Source organism: Kitasatospora sp. NPDC051702 (assembly GCF_040681575.1).
Taxonomy (GTDB): domain Bacteria; phylum Actinomycetota; class Actinomycetes; order Streptomycetales; family Streptomycetaceae; genus Kitasatospora.
Genome location: NZ_JBFAZB010000003.1, coordinates 161,606 through 177,167, shown reverse-complemented (window position 1 = coordinate 177,167; position 15,562 = coordinate 161,606). Strand labels below are relative to the sequence as shown.

Sequence of the window (15,562 nt, the reverse complement as noted above, 5' to 3'; positions counted from 1 at the left end):
CACCCCCGGGTCAGTCCTAGAACCTAGGCGGCCGATGGCGGCCCGGCCGACCACGCGCCGGGCCGCCACCGCCCGCCCGGGCGTCCGTCGCACGGCGCCTCCGGTGGGACGTCCGAGACGAACGAGGGAGCGCAGTGGAGTTGGCCCCGGCCACCGAGCCCGGTACACCCAGCGGCGCCGCCGGCCCCGGCCGGACGCCGGCCGTCCGGCAGGAGCCGGTCCGTGCCCCCGGCCGCCCCCTCGGGGCGCTCGCCGCGCTCGGCGCCACCTGGCTGGCCACCCGGACGGTGCTGGTGCTGCTGATGACCGGCGTGGTGAAGGGGCCCGGCGGGGACATCACCGCCGACGTCTGGATGATCTACCACGCCTGGTACGGCGTGCTGCAGACCGGCACCTTCCCGTTCGACGACGTGACCTGGCAGTACCCGCCCGGCGCCGCCCTGGTGATCCTCCTGCCGGGCCTGCTGCCCTGGTCCTACCTGGTCTCCTTCTGGGTGATCTGCGGGATCGCCGACGTCGCCGCCACGGCCCTGCTGGTGCGCACCGGCCTGCGCCGCGGCCGCGCGCTCACCGGCGCCTGGCTCTGGGTGGTGGCCGTGCCGCTGCTCGGCCCGATGGTCTACAACCGCCTGGACATCATCGTCACCGCGATCGCGCTGGCCGGACTGCTGGCCCTGGTCCGCCGCCCGGCGATCGGCGGGATGCTGCTCGGCCTGGGCGGGATCGTGAAGATCTGGCCGCTGCTCGGCCTGATGGGCACCCCCTCCGGCCGGCGCACCCGCCGCTCCTGGACGCTGGCCGCGGCCACCGCCGTCTCGGTGGGCTTCCTGCTCGCCGCCGGGATGAACGGCGCCTTCGGCTTCCTGGCGTTCCAGAAGGAGCGCGGCATCGAGGTGGAGTCGCTCGGCGCGCTGCCGCTGCACTTCGCCCGGCTGGCGGGCGCCTGGGACGGGAAGGTCACCATGAACTACGGCTCGCCCGAGATGCTCGGGCCGTGGGTCCCGGTGATCAGCAAGGTGATGATGGCCGGCACCCTGCTGGGCTTCGCCTGGCTGCTGCTGTGGCGCTTCACCGCCAAGCGCCGCAACGCGGCCACCATGTACGACGCGGCGCTGTGCGCCCTGCTCATCTTCACCGTGACCAGCCGGGTGATCAGCCCGCAGTACCTGGTCTGGCTGATCGGCGTCGCCGCCGTCTGCCTCACCGTGCACGGCACCAGCCAGCGGCCGGTGGCGCTGCTGCTCCTGATCGCCTGCCCGCTGACGCTCGCCGAGTTCCCGCTGATGTTCAGCCGGATCCTGTCCAGCGAGCCCTGGGGCGTCACCGTGCTCGGCCTGCGCAACCTGCTGCTGCTGGCCGCCACCCTGCTGTCCTGCGTCCGGCTCTGGCGCTCCACCCGCGGCCCGGTCCAGCTGCCCGCCACGGTGGTGCTGACCACGCCCGAGCCGGTGCCGGCCGGTGTCTACCCGGTGCGTCCGGGCATCGCCTACGAGCAGGACCTCCTGGACGGCATCGACCGGCCCGGGGCACCCGCCGAGCAGCGGCGCTGACGGCGGCGTCCGCGCGGCCCGGCCCGGCGTCCAGCCCGCACGGCCCGGCGCTCGGCGCCCCCGCCTCGACGCCCCGGCCTCAGCGCCCCAGCGCGGCCACCTCGTCCAGCCAGAGCCGGGTGAACCCGTCCAGGCCCACGCCCAGTTCCGAGCGCAGCAGCCCGTCCAGCCACCGCTCCCGGTCCTCCCCCGGCCCCGCGGCGGCGACCGCCCGGTAGAACGCCACCAGGCGGTCGGCCCCGTACCTGCGCGCCAGCAGCTCGCAGGCCAGCCAGGCCTGTTCGTAGGCCTGCGCGATGCCGTCGGCGCCCGCGGCGAACGCCCCGTCGGCCGGCAGCGCGGTGGGCAGCCGGCCCGCGGCGACGTCCCGGGCCAGCTCGGGCGCGATCTGCTGCGGGCTGCGGCCGGAGCCCCGGTAGGCGGTCCAGTCGGCCACGCCCTCGGAGAGCCACAGCGGCGTCCAGGGCCGGGTGTCGGCCCGGGTGGCGACGTGGGTGGCCTCGTGGGTGACGACCACCTGGCGGCCGAACCCGCTGAGCCGCCCCCACGCCTCGGGGTTGACGGTCACCCGGTCCGCCGGGGTGCGCCGGGGCGCGCCGGGGGCGGCCACGGTGACGGCGGCCATGCCCGCCCAGCCGGCCGGATCGCCCTCCAGCAGCCGGGCGAACTCGGCCTCCGTCGTGGTCAGTTCGAGCAGCAGCCGGCCGGCCCAGGCGGACCCCCAGACCTCGCTCACGGCGGGTACCGCCCGGTCGGCCACGGTGACCAGCTCGGCCGGGTCGGGCCCGCCGGCGAGCGCGAGCACCAGGCAGTGCGCGCCCGGCGCGGACCGCACGGTGCCGAGGTCCCAGAGCGCCGGGGGCCCGCTCGCGGCCTCCTCCCGCTCGACCCGCCAGCCGCCCCCGCCCCGGCCCCCGGCCTCGCCTCCGCCACCGCCTACGGCCCCGAGCCGGTCCCGGACGAGGGTGATCCGGCGCGGGTGGACGACGGGGTACTCGTCGTAGCCGGTGATCCGGACCGCCAGGTCGGCGGCGGCGGTCAGCCCGTCCGGTCCGGCGGCGGCACCGAGGACCAGGTTGCGGTACTCCGCCACCGCCTCCGCCGGGCCCGACCGGGTCGGCAGCGTCCGCGCCCGCTCGGCCAGCACCGCGGCCACCTCGGCACGCCGGTCCGCCGCCTGCCGGGCCGCCGTCTGTGGAACCGGGGGCGCCGGAGCGGCCGGCGGCAGCGACAGCTGGGCCAGCCCGCCGACCGCGAGCAGCAGCGCGGCTCGCCGCGACAGCCCGCGGCGGGGTATGTCGACCGGATCGGACGGCGGCGGGCTCAGAGCCGGACCACCCCGGCGACCGGCATCGCGTTGACGCTCTCGTAGCGGACCTTGGCGCCCGGGTAGGGGGCGTGCACGATCACCCCGCCGCCGGCGTACATCCCGACGTGGTGCATGTCCCGGTAGAAGATCACCAGGTCTCCCGGCCGCGCTTCGGAGAGGCTGACCCGCTGGCCGGCGTACGCCTGGGCCTGCGAGGTGCGCGGCAGGGTCACTCCGGCCTGCCGCCAGCTGTAGTACATCAGACCGGAGCAGTCGAAGGCGCGCGGCCCGGTGGAGCCGTAGACGTAGGGCGAGCCGATCATCCGCACCGCGGCGGCCAGTGCGGCCGCCCCGCGCTCGGAGGCGGGCGGGGCGCTGCCGAGGTCCAGCCGGTCGGTGCCACGGGTGGCCCGCTGCTCGGCGTCCCTGGCGTCCTGGGCGGCCAGCCGGGCGCGCTCGGCGGCGCCCAGGCTGTTGAGCAGCCGCTGCGCCTTGGCGAGCCGCTGCTGGACCTGCTGCTTGCCCTCGGCGAGCGAGCGGCGGGCCTGTTCCAGTTCGGCGAGCTTGCCGGAGGTCTCGGTGCGGCGCTGGTCGAGCCGGCGCTGGCGGGTGACCAGCTCGTGCAGGGTCTCCTGCTGCCGCTCGGCGGCCTGGTCCAGGGTGCGGGCCCGGGTCAGGTAGCCCTCGGGGTCGGTGGAGAGCATCAGCTGGACGGTCTGTGCCAGGCCGCCGCCGCGGTACTCGGCGCCGGCCACGCTCGCCAGGTCGCCGCGCAGCTGGTTGAGCTGTTCCTGGCCGACGGCGATCTCGCCCTGGAGGGCGGTCGTCTCGCCCTGGAGGCGCTGCTGGGCCTCCAGCGCGGCGTTGTACCGCTCGGACGCCTGCTCGGCCTCGTCGTAGAGCTGTTCGACCTGCGCCTTGACGTCCTTGCGGCTGGGCGGCTCGGGCGCCCCGGGGGCGGCCTGGGCACTGCCGCCGGTCGTGACGCCCAGGGCGGTGGTGGCGGCCGCGGTCAGCACCAGCGCACGGGCGAGCAGTTGGGAACGGCGGTGCACGGGCATGGCGGCGGCGGCTCCAGTCCTGCGGCACGGCCCCGCCGCCGCACCCGGTGGGCGGTCTGGAAGCGGGAGTCCGGTGGCAGACGTTAGCGAGTCCGGGCAAGCGAGTCCAAACCCCTCCGGACCCGAATATTCGACCACCAATCGGACATCCGTCCGTGCCCGGTGGAAAAGCCGCAGGCCCGGCCCTCCGTGACGGAGGGCCGGGCCCGGGTGCTCCGGAGCGGGGATCAGACCCGCACGATGGAGGCCAGCGGCATGTTGGAGACCGCCTCGTAGCGCACCGACGCACCCGGCTTGGGCGCGTGCAGCACCTGGCCGTTGCCGGCGTAGATCCCCACGTGGTGGGCGTCGCTGTAGAAGATGAGCAGGTCGCCGGGCTGCGCCTGGGAGAGGTCGCTGCCGATCCGGGTGCCGGCACCGGCCTGCTCCTGCGAGGTCCGCGGGAGCGACACGCCGGCCTGGTTGAACGCCCAGACCATCAGGCCCGAGCAGTCGAACGAGCTGGGGCCGGTGGCGCCGTAGACGTACGGCGAGCCGACCTTGGTGGCGGCGATGGACAGCGCCGCGGCACCGCGGGAGCTGCCGGCGGCGACCGGCTTGGGGGCGGGCGCCGAGGTGGTCGGGGCGCTCAGGTCGGTGCGGTTGCTGTCCCGCGAGGAGCGGTCGGCGGCCTGCTGCGCGGCCTGCTGCTGGGCGGCCTTCGCGGCGGCGTCGGCCTTGGCCTTGGCCTCGGCGGCGGCCTTCTCCTCGGCCGCGCGGAGCGCCTGGCGCTCCTGCTCGGTCAGCGTGTTGAGGAGGTCCTGCGCGGCCTTGAGCTTGCCCTGGACCTCGTCCTTGGCGGCCTTCAGCTGCTGAGTGGTGGTCTCCATCTCGGCGAGCTTGCCCTGGGCCTCGGTGCGCACCTGGTCGAGCTTGCGCTGCTCGTCCTGGAGCTGCTTCAGCTGCCCCTTCTGGGTGTCACCGGCCTGGTTCAGCGTGCCGGCCTGGTTGAGGAAGTTGTCCGGGCTCGCGGAGAACATCAGCTGGACGGTCTGGGATATGCCGCCGTTGCGGTACTGCTCGCCGGCGATCTCGGCCAGGCCGCCCTGCAGGTCGGTCACCTGCGCCTGCTGCCGCGCCACCTGGTCCTGCAGGCCGGTGACCTGCTTCTGCAGCTCCTGCTGCTTCTCCTGGGCGGCGTTGAGCTTCTCGGTGGCGACCTCGGCCTGCTCGTTGAGCTGGTCGACCTGCTCCTTGACCTGGTCCTTGGTCGGCTGCGGGTCGGCGTGGGCGCCGGACTGCGCGGACAGCGCGACCGCCGCGGCGGCGACACCGGTCAGGATCGACACCCTGGCGCGGCCGGCGGGCTTGGGACGACGATGGGACGCCACGAAGGCGGGCTCCTTCTTCCTACGTCCGCCTACCGGGTGAGCTGACGGGTTCGGGCCGGAAGCGGGCCCTACGGCGCCTCACGGCCGTTCCACCGGCCGACCTGACGCCGATTCACCCCGGAGGAACGTGGTTCCCCGGCTCCGCTCCACAGCGCCCCCGACCACTGGGCTCCCCGCCGGGCGGCCCTTCGGCCTGCCCCGCTGCTTCGCGAACTCGACGGAAACCACCGCCGCCACCCTGGCTGGGCGATCGACAGTGCGGTGGTTCGAGGCACGACCCTAGTAACTGAACCGTGATCCGTTCAAATCCTTGTCAGAAAAAAGATGGAAGAAGACCCAAGTTCATTTGTGAATATGACCGATGGTGATCACCACCGCACGCAAAGCTGATCGGCTTTCATCGCAAGGCCGTTCAGGAACCCGGGGCGCGCAGAAATCCGAACGCCACCCCCGGTCGGGAGTGGCGGGGATCACAGGGCCGGCGACGGCCCCGCGGCGGCTGTCCCGCCGTCAGACCCGGCGGATGGTGTTGATCGGCATCGCGTCGGCCTTCATCACCTTCACCACGTCACCGGTGTGCGGGGCGTGCACCACCATGCCGTTGCCGATGTACATCCCGACGTGGTGCCGGTCGCTGCCGTAGATCACCAGGTCGCCCGGCTGGGCCTGGTCCAGCGAGGGCACCCGGGTGCCGACGTTGCCCTGCTCCTGCGAGGTGCGCGGCAGCGAGACGCCGGCCTGAGCGTACGACCAGACCATCAGGCCCGAGCAGTCGAAGGTGGTCGAGCCGGTGGCGCCCCAGACGTACGGCGAACCCTGCTTGCTCATCGCCTTGGCGACGGCCACGGCCGCGTACCCGCTCGCGGGCGGCAGGCTGCTGAGGTCGACCCGGTCCGCGCCGCGCGAGGCCCGGTCGTCCTGCGCCTGCTGGGCGCGCAGCGCGGCCCGCTCGGAGGCGCTGAGCGAGTTCAGCAGGTCCTGGGCGGCCTTGAGCTTCTGGTTGACGTCCGACTTGGCCTGGTTCAGGTCCTTGGTCGTGGAGTCCAGCGAGGCCAGCACGGCGGCGGCCTCGGCCTTCTCCTGGTCCAGCCGGCGCTGCTGGTCCAGCAGCCCCTTGAGCGCCTCGGCCTGGCTGGTGCTGGCCTGCTGGACGCTGGAGGCCTTGTCCAGGTACCCGGACGGGTCGGAGGAGAGCATCAGCTGGACGGACGGGTCGATGCCGCCGGTGCGGTACTGCTCGCCCGCCACCTCGGCCAGGCCCGTCTGCAGCTGGGTCATCTGCTCCTGGCTGCGGGCCACCTGGTCCTGCAGCTGGTCGGCCTGCTTGCGGAGCTGGTCGGACCGCTCCTTGGCGCCGTTGTACTTCTCGGCCGCCTGCTCCTGCTCCTGCTGGAGCTGGTCGATCTGCGCCTTGACGTCCGTCTTGTTCGGCTGGGGCGCGGCGTGCGCGGCCACCTGGGCGGAGAGGGCGACCGCGGTCGCAGCAGCAGCGGTGAGCACGGAGACCCGCGCGCGGCTCGGCTGCTTGGGACGGCGGTGGGAGGCCAAGGACCGGCTCCTTCTTCCATCGGCCTCACCCGATCAGGTGAGAATCCGGAAAATAGGTTTGACGCCAGACCCTAGTGAAGATCCAAGGGATTTTCCACTCCCCCGATGGCGTGAACTCCACCCTCCCGCTGACTTCACGAGATCCCCACACCACCCCGAACCGGTCGCTGACCAGCCGTCATCCCGCCCGGGCGGGGTTCAGGGCCGCGCCAGGCGGTTCAGCAGCAGCACCGACGCCACCGGGCGTGCGCCCGCCTTCCGCACGCCCTCGGCCACCTCGCGGTCGGTGGACACCACCACCACCGGACGGCCCTGCGGCTCGGCCCGCACCAGACGCCGGATCAGCTCGTCCGCCGTCTCGCCGGTCCGGCTGAACCGCACCCGCACCCCGCGCGGTGGCGCCATGATCACCGGGACGTCCAGGTCCTGCCCGTCGAACACGCAGGTGACCTCCGCCTGGGTGCGCTGGGCGAGCATCGCCAGACCGCCCAGCAGCCGCAGCCGCTGCTGCTCGAGCGGCAGCGTCGGATAGCCGGTCTTCGTCACGTTGTAGCCGTCCACCACCAGGTGCACCTGCGGGATCGCCAGCAGCTGGTCCAGCAGCGCCGGGTCGTCCTCGGCCAGGCCGCGCCGGGCCACGTCGTGCGGCGAGGCCGACCCGGGCACCACGGCCTCGACCAGGTCCGCTGGCCGGATCTGCGAGACCGGCAGCGCCAGCTCCCGCTGCAGCCCCTGCGCCGACTGCAGCACGGTGTCCAGCAGCAGCCGCAGCCGCATGTCCTCGACGCTGCGCCCCTCCCGGGCCGACCGGCGCGCCTGCTCGGCCGAGGTCTCCAACTCGCCGACCCGGTGCCGCAGGCGGCGCGCCTCGGTCTCGGCGGCGCCGCGCTCGGCGGCCGCCTGCGCCTTCACCGCCTCCAGCTCGCCGGCCAGCCGGCGGGTCTCGGCCTGCGCGCGGCGGGTGTCGCTCTCCAGGGAGCGCACCTTCTTGCGCAGCGACTCCGCCTCCCGGCGGACGTCCTCGGACTCCGCGCGCTGGCGGTCCAGGTCCGCCCGGGCGGCGGAGCGCAGCTCCGCCAGTTCGGCCTGCAGCTTCTCCACCAGCCGGGCGGCCTCGGCGGCCGCGCCCTCGGCCCCGACCCGCTCCGCCTCGTCGCCGGCCTCGGCGACCAGCCGGCTCCAGCCCGCCGAGCGCACCAGGTAGGCGGCGGCCGCGACGTCCATCGGATCGGCGGCGCTCGGGACGCTGCCCGACTCCAACGCCTTCACCAGGTCCGGCTGGCCCAGCCGCAGCCGCTCCGCTATCCGCACCCGGAAGGCCGGCTCCGACTCCAGCGCCGCGGCCAGCGCGGTCGCCGCGTACTTGGCCCGGCGGGCCGGGGTGAACTTCACGTACTGACGCAGGCTCTGCGGCAGCTCACCGGGCGGCAGACCGCCGAGCGCGTCCGAGGCCAGCCCGACCACCCGTCGGCGCACCCCCTCGGGCAGCGGCCGGTCCAGCTTCTCCACGACGCGCTCCGGCGCCGGGCCCTCGCCGGCGCCGGGGTCCTCGCCGGGCACCACGGACTCGGACGCGGCGGCGCCGGCCGCCGGCGGCTGCGCGTCGGCAGCGGGCTGAAGCCCCTGCGCTTCGGCGGGCTCCCTCGCTGCGTCCACCACGTCCTCGGCTCCGATCCTGGTCCTACGGGGTCCGCGGCCCGCGGCCGCCGCCCCTGTCGTCACGCTCCGTGCGTCCTGTCTGCATTGTCCCAGCGCGGTGGGCGGGCGCGCCGCGCACCGCCCGCCGCACCGGGGGCGTCAGCCCTGCTCGGCCGGGTCCGCCGCGTCCTCGGCACCGGGACGGGCGACCAGCTCGACCTGGTCGACGGCGTTGCACCAGCGGCAGCGCACCGACTCGACGGTCTCGCTGAGCACCTCGGTCTCCTCGACCTTGGACTCGCCGGCCAGGTCGAAGTGCAGGAACTCGGTGACCCGCGCGGAGCGGGTCACGTCGAAGCGGGTGAGGTTGCCGCACAGCGTGCAGCGCCAGCGCGTCTCGGCGGTCAGGGCGGGGACGGTCATCGGGGGTCCTCTCGGGTGGTCCCTGGGCGGGCTAGGCGCTCCCCCCGGAGCCCCGGCGTCGGCGGCGGGAGGCGGGAATGCCCGCGCCAAGCCTATTGCCTGGGGCAACCATCGCGGCCACCGGTTGCACGAAGCCGCAGGCCCGGCCCCGGCCCCGGTCCGGGGCCCCGAGTAGGCCACCTGCCGTACAGCGCGGTGTCACCCGCCCGGGCCGGAGGGATGCTTGGCCGCATGGCGCTGACGGCCCCGGGCCACACCGACGAGCGGGACGGCCGGCCGGCCGTGCCCGCCCCGGTGGTCACCTACGCCCTGATCGCGCTCAACACCCTGGTGTTCCTGCTGGGCCCGGCCGCCGGGCTCAACCCGCTGTACGGCACCGGCCAGGCCCGGGTCTGCGCGGAGCAGCGGTACGAGCAGCGCTGGGGCGCCGTCCCGGTCGAGCTGCTGACCGGGCACCCGTTGACCGCCGGGCAACTGGCCGAGGCCCCCGACCCCGTCCCCGGCTGCCCGGCCGCCCCGACCCCGGGCAAGCACCCGGCGCTGTCGGTGCTCAGCGGGCTCTTCCTGCACGCCGGCTGGCTGCACCTGCTGGGCAACCTGCTCTTCCTGCACGTCTTCGGCCCCACCGTCGAACTACGGCTCGGCCGCGCCCGGTACGCCGTCTTCTACCTGGCCGCCGGCAGCGTGGCCACGTACGGCTTCGCCCTGGCCGAGGCGCACTCCGCGGACTCGACCCGGGTGCTGATCGGCGCCTCCGGTGCGATCTCCGCCGTCCTCGGCGCCTACCTGCGCTTCCACCCGCGCTCCCGGGTGACGACGCTGGTCCCGCTGCTGCTGTTCCTGCCGCTGCGCTTCCCGGCCTGGCTGGTGCTCGGCCTCTGGTTCGCGCTGCAGTGGTGGTCGGTCCACGCGGCCGGGCCCGGGGTGGCCTACCTGGTGCACGTGATCGGCTTCTCGGCGGGCTTCCTCTACGCCTGCACGGTGGTCAGCCACCCCCCGAGACGACCCGGCTGACGCCCGATACGCTGGCGGCACCCCACAAAGGAGCCGAACGTGATCACCGCCATCGTCCTGATCAAGACCAGTGTCGACCGCATCCCGGAGATCGCCGAGGCCATCGCAGCCATCGAGGGCGTCAGCGAGGTGTACTCGGTGACCGGTGGCTACGACCTGGTGGCGATGGTCCGGGTGCGCCGGCACGACGACCTGGCCGAGGTCATCCCGGGACGGCTGAACAAGGTCCCGGGCGTGGCCCACACCGAGACCCAGATCGCCTTCCGCACCTACTCCCAGCACGACCTGGAGGCGGCGTTCGCGCTCGGCCTGGACGAGTAGTCCCCGCCGGCTCCCGGGCCGCTCAGCCCTGCCGACGGGTGTCGGCGACGCAGCGGCCGCCCTCGTTGCGGTAGTTCCAGGCCGCGCCGTCCGTGACCAGCTCCCGGACGGCGGTCAGGAAGCGGTCGACGTGCTCGTCCGGCGTGCCGGCCCCGAAGCTGACCCGGATCGCGTTCAGGCTTCGCTCGCCCGGCAGCGAGGGCTCCGGCGCACCGCACTCGGAGGGGGCGACGTCCTCGTCCCCGAGCAGGGTGCGCAGCAGCGGGTGCGCGCAGAACAGCCCGTCGCGGACGCCGATGCCGTACTCGGCGGACAGCGCGGCCGAGAAGTGCGAGCTGTTCCAGCCCTGGACGACGAAGGACAGCACGCCCACCCGGGCCGAGCCGGCACCGAACAGGTTCAGCACCTTGACCTGCGGGATCTCCGCCAGGCCGGCCGTCAGCCGGGCGACCAGCTGCCGCTCCCGGGCCTCCAGGGCGTCGAAGCCGGCCTCGGTCAGCGCCCGGCAGGCGGACGCGATGGCGTAGGCGCCGATGACGTTCGGCGAGCCGGCCTCGTGCCGGGCCGGGCCGGTGTGCCACTGGACGGCCACCGACCCGTCGTCCTGCCGGGCCACCGTCCGGGTCGCGCCGCCGCCGGCCAGGTACGGCTCGGCCGCGTCCAGCCAGTCCGCCCGGCCGGCCAGCACGCCGGCGCCGAACGGTGCGTAGATCTTGTGGCCGGAGAAGGCGATCCAGTCGACGTCCAGCTCGCGCACCGAGACCCGGTGGTGCGGGGCCAGCTGGGCGGCGTCCAGCACCACCCGGGCGCCGTGCCGGTGGGCGGTCGCGGTCAGCTCGGCGACCGGCCACAGCTCGCCGGTCACGTTGGAGGCGCCGGTGACGCAGAGCAGCTTGGGGCCCTCGGGCGCGTCGGCGAGCGCGGCGTCGAGGGCGGCGACGGCCTCGGCGTGCGAGCGCGGGGCGCGCAGGTAGCGGACGTCCAGCCCGGCGTGGGCCCAGGGCAGCAGCGAGGCGTGGTGCTCGGTCTCGAAGGCGAACACCCGGGTGCCGGCCGGGACGGCGGAGGCGAGCAGGTTCAGCGAGTCGGTGGTGGCGCGGGTGAAGACCACCTGGTCGCCCTCGCGCAGGTCGAGGAACTCGGTGACGGTGCGGCGGCTCTGCTCGAACAGGTCGGTGGAGAGCTGCGAGAGGTAGCCGGCGCCGCGGTGCACGCTGCCGTAGTAGGGGGCGTAGGCGGCGACGTCGTCCCAGACCCGCTGCAGCGCCGGGGAGCTGGCCGCGTAGTCGAGCGCCGCGTAGCCGACCTTCTCGCCGTTGGCGAGCGGGACCTGGACGTCGTGGCCGAGGACGGCGAGCGGGGCGCAGATTTCGGTGGCGATCGACACGGGGATGCACTCCTCCTGGGTGTGGGACCCCGGGAGTGTGAGTCGTCCGGCGTCCGCGCTTGCCGCACGGACGATTCGCCGAGCGACCCGGTCCTCACCCAGGGCACCCCGCCACGGACGGAGGGTTGCCGGACAGCCAGCTGGGGCTTGACGCTGTCACTCATGACCTGGACAGGACTCTAGGTCGGCCCGCGCCGGGTGGTCAAACGACCGTCCACCATCCGGACGTCCCCGGACGTGCCGGGGCCCGCACCGGCTTCCCGGCGCGGGCCCTGCGACCGCCTCAGATCCGGCTGGTCGCCTCCGACCAGCGGCGCAGCAGCTCCTGCGCCGTCCCGGAGTCGATGGCCCGCGCGGCCCGCTCCATGCCGGCCGCGAGCTGCTCGGCGAGCGGCGCCTCGCCGAGGTCCAGCGCGACCAGCGCGGCCGCGGTGTTCAGCAGGACGGCGTCCCGCACCGGCCCGCGCTCCCCGGCCAGCATCCGGCGCGCGACCTCGGCGTTGTAGGAGGCGTCCGCGCCGCGCAGCGACTCGATGCCGACCAGCTCGATGCCGACGTCCCGCGGGTCGAAGGCGGTCTCGGTGACGGTGCCGCCCTGCACGATCCACACCCGCGAGGTGGTGGTGATGGTCAGTTCGTCGAGGCCGTCGTCGCCGCGGAACACCAGGGCGGTCGAGCCGCGCCGGGCGAGCACCCCGGCGATCAGCCCGGCGAGCCGGGTGTCGAAGCAGCCGATCGCGTGCGAGGTCACCTTGGCCGGGTTGGTCAGCGGGCCGAGGATGTTGAAGGCGGTGGGCACGCCGAGGTCGCGCCGGGCGGTGGCGGCGTGGCGCATCGACGGGTGGAACTTGGCCGCGAAGCAGAAGGTGAGGCCGACCTCCTCGGCCACCTCGGCGACCCGCCGGGCGGGCAGGTCGAGGCGGACGCCGAGCTTCTCCAGCACGTCGGAGGAGCCGCTCGCCGAGGAGGCGGCCCGGTTGCCGTGCTTGACCACCTTGGCGCCGGCCGCGGCCGCGACGATCGCCGACATGGTGGAGATGTTGACCGTCTTGGCGCGGTCACCGCCGGTGCCGACGATGTCCACCGCCGGCCCGGGGACGGTGAGCGGCTCGGCGTGCGCGTACATGGCGTCGACCAGGCCGGTGACCTCGTCGACCGTCTCGCCCTTGGCCCGCAGCGCGACCATGAAGCCGGCTACCTGGACGGGGGACGCCTCGCCGCTCATGATCCGGTCCATCGCCCACGCGGTGGACGAGCGGTCGAGGTCCTCCCCCTTCAACAGCGCCGCCAGGACGTCCGGCCAGGTGCGGACCACCTGCGCGGGGTCGGTACCACCGTTCGCAGGGTTCACGTTCACCATGGCTGACTCCAGCTGTTGTCGGTCTCCCCGTGGCGGGGGGACGTCCGTACGGATGGAGTCAGCCTATCGAGCGGCGGGGTGCCCTCGGCGCTGTCTTCTCTAGTACTGAGACGGCCCGGTCCGAAGACCGGCCGGGCTCACTGGCCGGCCGGGGCCCGCTTGGCCAGCCGGGCCCGCAGCAGGGTGGCGACGGCCTCGGCCAGCGCCACCGGGTCCACCGGGTGGGAGATCGCGGCGTCGGCCCGGCTCCAGGCGGCCAGCCAGGAGTCCTGCGGCCGGCCGATCAGCACCAGCACCGGCGGGCAGCCGTAGATCTCGTCCTTCAGCTGGCGCCCGAGCCCGAGCCCGCCGGCCGGAACCGCCTCGCCGTCCAGCACGCAGAGGTCCACGCCGCCCTTCTCCAGGGCCTTGATCACCGCGGGGGTGGTCGCGCACTCCAGGTAGGACAGTTCCGGAAGGTCCTCGGCGGGCCGGCGGCCGAGTGCCGTCAGCACCTGCTCGCGGGTGTTGCGGTCGTCGCTGTAGACGAGGACGGTGAGCGTCTCGTCGGTCGTGTACGCCATGGGCCCTGCTCCCTCAAGTGTGATCCGGACCACGTTCGCCTGATCCGGATGCTACTCCCGATCACCCGCCGTCGAGGCCCCCTCGCGGACGTTCCCTCCCCAAGCCGCCGCGCCCGGGGCTCACCCGCCCGGAGGACGCGCCGTCACCCGGACCCGCCCGGTCCACCCGTACGGCCGACAGGGCGCCCCCGCACTACCCCGGGAGGCCCTGCAGGGCGTGCAACGACACGCAGGGCAAGGGGGTCGTAGGGCCCTCCGAGGAACCGTCAGAAAAGGGACACGCCGCTGCTCAGCCCCCGTCCGGGCACCCCGCCGCCCCCCAGGGGGGCATACCGCACGCACCGGACACTCCGAGGGAGACCCCCCGGCGTGAAGACGGAATAAGGGACCGACATAATGTCCGTCGTGGCGACAGCAACAGCAGTAGAAACCGGGCACGCGCACGGATCGGTCAACCGGCCGAACATGGTCAGCGTCGGAACGATCGTCTGGCTCAGTTCCGAGTTGATGTTCTTCGCGGCCCTCTTCGCGATGTACTTCACGCTCCGCTCCGTCAAGGGGCCGGAGTTCTGGACCGAGAAGGCGAGCGCACTCAACGTGCCGTTCTCCTCGGTCAACACCACGATCCTGGTGCTCTCCTCGCTGACCTGCCAGCTCGGTGTGTTCGCTGCCGAGCGCGGGGACGTGAAGAAGCTCCGCTCGTGGTTCGTCATCACCTTCGTGATGGGCGCGATCTTCATCGGCGGCCAGATCTTCGAGTACACCGAGCTGGTCAAGAAGGACGGCCTGTCGCTGTCCTCCGACCCGTACGGCACGGTGTTCTACCTGACCACCGGCTTCCACGGTCTGCACGTGACGGGTGGTCTGATCGCCTTCCTGCTGGTCCTGGGACGGACATACGCAGCCAAGCGCTTCACGCACGAGCAGGCCACCGCCGCGATCGTGGTGTCGTACTACTGGCACTTCGTCGACGTCGTGTGGATCGGCCTGTTCGCGACCATCTACCTGATCAAGTAACCAGCTGATCAGGTCGCTGGCCACCGGCTCCGGCCCCGCCCTCACCGGCGTCGGGCCGATTCTGCCGGTGGCGACGCTCCCAACCGACCGACCGCGCGCGCAGCCCTAGACAGGCAGCCTCGTGCCGGCCAGACCGGCCGCCGGGTGCACCCACCAGTCGACCAGATCCTGACACCGGGGTTATTCCGTGAAAAAGCTCTCCGCACGACGGCGCCACCCATTGGCGGCGCTGGTCGTCCTACTTCTCGCCCTGGCGGCAACCGGGGGGCTGTACGCCGCGTTCGCGCCCGCCGACAAGGCGCAGGCGGACGTCGCCGCGCAGTCGCTCGCGATCGATGAGGGCAAGAAGCTCTTCGCCGTGGGCTGCTCCTCCTGCCACGGCCTGAACGGCCAGGGCAGCAGCGACGGTCCTAGCCTGGTCGGCGTCGGCTCCGCGTCCGTCGACTTCCAGGTCGGCACCGGCCGCATGCCGGCCCAGCAGCCCGGCGCCCAGGTGCCGCGCAAGAAGAACATCTACTCGCAGGCGGAGATCGACCAGCTCGCCGCCTTCGTGGCGTCGCTCGGCCCCGGCCCGGTGACGCCGAGCCAGGAGCAGTACACCTCGACCAACCCGGACGACATCTCCAAGGGTGGCGAGCTGTTCCGCACCAACTGCGCCCAGTGCCACAACTTCGCCGGCCAGGGCGGTGCCCTGACCAAGGGCAAGTACGCCCCGTCGCTGGAGGGCGTGGACGCCAAGCACATCTACGAGGCCATGCAGACCGGCCCGCAGAACATGCCGTCGTTCCCGGACACCACCATGCCCGAGGAGCAGAAGAAGCAGATCGTGGCCTTCGTCCGCCACACCACCTCCGATGAGCCCAACCCCGGCGGTCTCACGCTCGGCAGCCTCGGTCCGGTGACCGAGGGCCTGTTCGGCTGGATCTTCGGTCTCGGGACGCTCATCGCGGTCGCGATCTGGGTCGCCGCCCACACCACCAAGGCCAAGAAGTCATGAGCCA

The 15,562-nt window shown here is 73.7% G+C and carries 14 protein-coding genes and 2 riboswitches; of the genes, 5 read left to right on the top strand and 9 right to left on the bottom strand.

Annotated features, from left to right (window positions below):
- The first annotated feature begins 134 nt into the window (after positions 1–134).
- The gene (locus tag AB0N04_RS04310; RefSeq protein WP_360207444.1) at positions 135–1,550 is read left to right on the top strand and encodes a glycosyltransferase 87 family protein; all 1,416 of its coding nucleotides are present in this window, start codon (positions 135–137) and stop codon (positions 1,548–1,550) included.
- 79 nt (positions 1,551–1,629) lie between these two features.
- Here the strand turns inward: AB0N04_RS04310 and AB0N04_RS04305 are convergent, their stop codons facing one another.
- The 6 genes from AB0N04_RS04305 to AB0N04_RS04280 form a co-directional block, all read right to left on the bottom strand.
- Positions 1,630–2,697 (bottom strand): hypothetical protein, encoded by a 1,068-nt coding sequence (locus AB0N04_RS04305; protein ID WP_360207446.1) that lies wholly within the window; start codon positions 2,695–2,697, stop codon positions 1,630–1,632.
- A gap of 176 nt (positions 2,698–2,873) precedes the next feature.
- Complete coding sequence (locus AB0N04_RS04300) at positions 2,874–3,920, bottom strand: NlpC/P60 family protein (RefSeq protein WP_360207448.1); 1,047 nt, start codon at positions 3,918–3,920, stop codon at positions 2,874–2,876.
- Between the two features lie 227 nt (positions 3,921–4,147).
- Entirely contained in the window at positions 4,148–5,290 is a 1,143-nt protein-coding gene (locus AB0N04_RS04295) for an NlpC/P60 family protein (RefSeq protein ID WP_360207451.1), read from the bottom strand.
- A 10-nt stretch (positions 5,291–5,300) separates the two neighbouring features.
- Positions 5,301–5,454: riboswitch (cyclic di-AMP (ydaO/yuaA leader) on the bottom strand.
- A gap of 346 nt (positions 5,455–5,800) precedes the next feature.
- Positions 5,801–6,838: an NlpC/P60 family protein gene (locus AB0N04_RS04290; protein ID WP_360207454.1), complete on the bottom strand. Its 1,038-nt coding sequence runs from the start codon at positions 6,836–6,838 to the stop codon at positions 5,801–5,803.
- 198 nt (positions 6,839–7,036) lie between these two features.
- Positions 7,037–8,398, bottom strand: coding sequence for an NYN domain-containing protein (locus tag AB0N04_RS04285; RefSeq protein ID WP_360207683.1), 1,362 nt, complete (start codon positions 8,396–8,398; stop codon positions 7,037–7,039).
- Between the two features lie 237 nt (positions 8,399–8,635).
- A complete protein-coding gene (locus AB0N04_RS04280) occupies positions 8,636–8,899 on the bottom strand; it encodes a hypothetical protein (RefSeq protein ID WP_360207456.1) in 264 nt (87 codons plus the stop codon).
- Between the two features lie 231 nt (positions 8,900–9,130).
- Between AB0N04_RS04280 and AB0N04_RS04275 the strand changes: the two genes are divergently transcribed.
- A complete protein-coding gene (locus tag AB0N04_RS04275) occupies positions 9,131–9,913 on the top strand; it encodes a rhomboid family intramembrane serine protease (protein WP_360207459.1) in 783 nt (260 codons plus the stop codon).
- 39 nt (positions 9,914–9,952) lie between these two features.
- Positions 9,953–10,234: an Lrp/AsnC ligand binding domain-containing protein gene (locus AB0N04_RS04270; RefSeq protein WP_030240061.1), complete on the top strand. Its 282-nt coding sequence runs from the start codon at positions 9,953–9,955 to the stop codon at positions 10,232–10,234.
- A gap of 22 nt (positions 10,235–10,256) precedes the next feature.
- Here the strand turns inward: AB0N04_RS04270 and AB0N04_RS04265 are convergent, their stop codons facing one another.
- The 3 genes from AB0N04_RS04265 to AB0N04_RS04255 all read right to left on the bottom strand — a co-directional run bounded on the left by AB0N04_RS04265 (position 10,257) and on the right by AB0N04_RS04255 (position 13,544).
- Positions 10,257–11,621, bottom strand: coding sequence for an aminotransferase class V-fold PLP-dependent enzyme (locus AB0N04_RS04265; protein ID WP_360207462.1), 1,365 nt, complete (start codon positions 11,619–11,621; stop codon positions 10,257–10,259).
- A gap of 50 nt (positions 11,622–11,671) precedes the next feature.
- Positions 11,672–11,789, bottom strand: a riboswitch (SAM riboswitch).
- A gap of 115 nt (positions 11,790–11,904) precedes the next feature.
- Entirely contained in the window at positions 11,905–12,981 is a 1,077-nt protein-coding gene (trpD, locus tag AB0N04_RS04260) for an anthranilate phosphoribosyltransferase (RefSeq protein ID WP_360207464.1), read from the bottom strand.
- A gap of 137 nt (positions 12,982–13,118) precedes the next feature.
- Entirely contained in the window at positions 13,119–13,544 is a 426-nt protein-coding gene (locus AB0N04_RS04255) for a hypothetical protein (RefSeq protein WP_360207467.1), read from the bottom strand.
- A gap of 396 nt (positions 13,545–13,940) precedes the next feature.
- On the opposite strand from AB0N04_RS04255, the gene AB0N04_RS04250 reads away from it, so the two are divergent.
- Together AB0N04_RS04250 and AB0N04_RS04245 are read left to right on the top strand one after the other, a co-directional pair.
- Positions 13,941–14,561 (top strand): heme-copper oxidase subunit III, encoded by a 621-nt coding sequence (locus tag AB0N04_RS04250; protein WP_360207470.1) that lies wholly within the window; start codon positions 13,941–13,943, stop codon positions 14,559–14,561.
- 187 nt (positions 14,562–14,748) lie between these two features.
- Positions 14,749–15,558 carry a c-type cytochrome gene (locus AB0N04_RS04245; RefSeq protein WP_360207472.1) on the top strand — a complete coding sequence of 270 codons (810 nt, stop codon included), beginning with the start codon at positions 14,749–14,751 and terminating at the stop codon, positions 15,556–15,558.
- Positions 15,559–15,562: the final 4 nt, after the last annotated feature.

Excerpts from the sequence above, each read along its gene's own strand:
- AB0N04_RS04255 (WP_360207467.1), bottom strand. The coding sequence starts at position 13,544 with ATGGCGTACACGACCGACGAGACGCTCACCGTCCTCGTCTACAGCGAC.
- AB0N04_RS04275 (WP_360207459.1), top strand. The coding sequence starts at position 9,131 with ATGGCGCTGACGGCCCCGGGCCACACCGACGAGCGGGACGGCCGGCCG.
- trpD (WP_360207464.1), bottom strand. The coding sequence starts at position 12,981 with ATGGTGAACGTGAACCCTGCGAACGGTGGTACCGACCCCGCGCAGGTG.
- AB0N04_RS04250 (WP_360207470.1), top strand. The coding sequence starts at position 13,941 with ATGTCCGTCGTGGCGACAGCAACAGCAGTAGAAACCGGGCACGCGCAC.
- AB0N04_RS04280 (WP_360207456.1), bottom strand. The coding sequence starts at position 8,899 with ATGACCGTCCCCGCCCTGACCGCCGAGACGCGCTGGCGCTGCACGCTG.
- AB0N04_RS04300 (WP_360207448.1), bottom strand. The coding sequence starts at position 3,920 with ATGCCCGTGCACCGCCGTTCCCAACTGCTCGCCCGTGCGCTGGTGCTG.